General features: G+C 30.1%; 3 protein-coding genes. All 3 read right to left on the bottom strand.

From position 1 onward, the window contains the following. Positions 1–146: 146 nt before the first annotated feature. Positions 147–335 (bottom strand): hypothetical protein, encoded by a 189-nt coding sequence (locus PHQ99_06695; GenBank protein ID MDD4289259.1) that lies wholly within the window; start codon positions 333–335, stop codon positions 147–149. 167 nt (positions 336–502) lie between these two features. Continuing rightward, complete coding sequence (locus PHQ99_06690) at positions 503–1369, bottom strand: radical SAM protein (protein ID MDD4289258.1); 867 nt, start codon at positions 1367–1369, stop codon at positions 503–505. 67 nt (positions 1370–1436) lie between these two features. Further along, a partial coding sequence (locus PHQ99_06685; GenBank protein ID MDD4289257.1) for a C45 family autoproteolytic acyltransferase/hydrolase occupies positions 1437–2186 on the bottom strand: 750 nt, incomplete at its 5' end.

Raw genomic sequence — 2186 nt, 5'->3', positions numbered from 1 at the left:
TTGTTTTTATTATCTATCTGGTAAATAAAAAAAGCAATTTTTGATTTCTAAGGAGAACCATCTAACAGGCAGGAAACAACAGTAGGTTATAACTGTCATCGAAAAAAATATCTGAAAGTGTCTTTATATTTGAAGTATTTTCTATGTTATTCTGTCCATTCTTCTTCTCTGTAAAACTCCACAGGCCCATCTATGTATTGTTCAGACAATTTCTCATTGTAAAAATTTTGCTTCTGTGTATCTGATAACAGATCCCAATTAACAAAATTTAATTCGTTTTGCATTGTCTCCTTCTTGTAAAGGGGCAGATTTGTGTACCAATCATCATGTTTCATCTTTATTTCCTCCTTTATATTAAAGTTTTAATTTAATATAAATATTATTAAAAAATTATTTGGATAATATAAACCCGTTTTTTTATATTTCTGAATATATTAATTAAATATTATAATAATGTCAAATATTTTTTATTTTTATTCCATTATTAAGCTACCATTGTTGCCTATTTTAGTTTTTCTTTTATTACCCTTGAATAGCTGGAGGAAAGACAATATTTTTCTCTAAGTTCGTTAACAATTTTATATAATGAACTTTTGTATTCCTTATTAGCTCCACCTGTTTTATACAGTACAATATATTTCTGATAAAGATTCGGAAATTCCTTTTTAATAAAATCAAAAAAGATTGCCCTTGTTTTTCCCCTTAAATACATAGTACCGGTTAAGACATAATGAACATCACTGTATTTTGCCATATTAAAAAGTGAATCAATATTTTTATAACTGTCTGTAAGAAATGGAATTATCGGCATCACATGCAATCCAACAGAAGCATTGGTTTTTCTGAACGCTTTAAGCATTTCGAAACGTCTTTTCGAACTGACTCCTCCGGGCTCAATCAGTTTCCTTAATTTTTCATCAGTTGTGGTAACTGTTGAAGCCACATTAATATATGTTAATCTTGATAATTCATCAATTAAGTCAAAGTCTCTTAAAATTAAATCCGATTTAGTAGAAATAATTGCCGGGGTTTTATACTTAATAAGAAGTTTTAAAATTTCCGGCATCATCTGATAATATTCTTCTGCCGGTTGATAACTGTCTGTTACTCCCCCGATATTTACTATCTCCCTTTCCCAGCCTGAATCACTCAATTCTTTTTCCAGCTGCTCTACTATATTGGTTTTTACATAAATATCATTATAGTAGTTCCTTGCGCCGAAATAATCATGAGAATAAACCGCATAACAGTATTTGCATCCATGTTCACAGCCCCGATAGATATTCAAGTCCCATCTATAAGGTATTCTTCTCTTAAGCCTGTTTAAAGCTGTTTTGCAAACAATTGCCTTGTATTTTTTTCCTTCCACAATTCTTCCTCAATTACAATGTACAATAAATGAAATATTCAAGTAATAAATTTTATATATATTATGATTAATTAAATTTGTCAAATAATCTATTGTCAATAATATATCTATTTCTCCGAGGATTACCTTCTGCCCTTAGTATCTTTTTTCCTGTAATATCAAATATTGATGACCAGACAGTATCAAAGTTTAAATCTTTTTTATACTGGCACATGAATCCATATTCGCCTCTGAGAATATTTTTGACATAGTGAATACTATCATCATTATTGATATTTTTTAAGGCATCATATGCATTTTTATATCTTTCTGCTGAAAAATAAACATTTCTTTGGCTTGCATCATGTTTTTGCATAACATCTGAAGTAAAATGATTAACAGTAATAATAAATTCTTCATCATTCTTATTTTTTAACGGGTACCTTAAATGGACTTTTTCCGGATTACATTCGGCAACTACCATCTCGCCTTTTTTGTCTGTTAGAATGATATTACAACTTGAGGCAATGGGCAGCTTATTCAGACTTTCTATTCCTTCTGCAACATTTCGGCAACTTTCCAGAATATAACGAACTAAAAATACTGAATTAATACCTGGTTTAATTTCGTCCGGTTTTGGTTTAACAAAGGTCATTGCCACTACCAACCCGGATTCATTTATACCTTCTTCCCCATTAATAAATGAGGATGTGTTTATAATAAAAGATAACTTATCTTTGGGCTGATAATAAATACTCTTACTAACCTTCTGTAAAAACGGGGGCAGATCATTATTCCTACCATGATACACTTTTCCCTGATTTATGAAACTAAATGC

It is taken from the genome of Atribacterota bacterium (genome assembly GCA_028703475.1).
In the GTDB taxonomy this organism is placed as follows: Bacteria; Atribacterota; Phoenicimicrobiia; order Phoenicimicrobiales; family Stramentimicrobiaceae; genus JAQVMU01.
This window is presented reverse-complemented; position numbering and strand designations above follow the sequence as displayed.

What these genes read in the sequence shown, in the direction of transcription:
- PHQ99_06695 (MDD4289259.1), bottom strand. Translation starts at nt 335, where the DNA reads ATGAAACATGATGATTGGTACACAAATCTGCCCCTTTACAAGAAGGAG.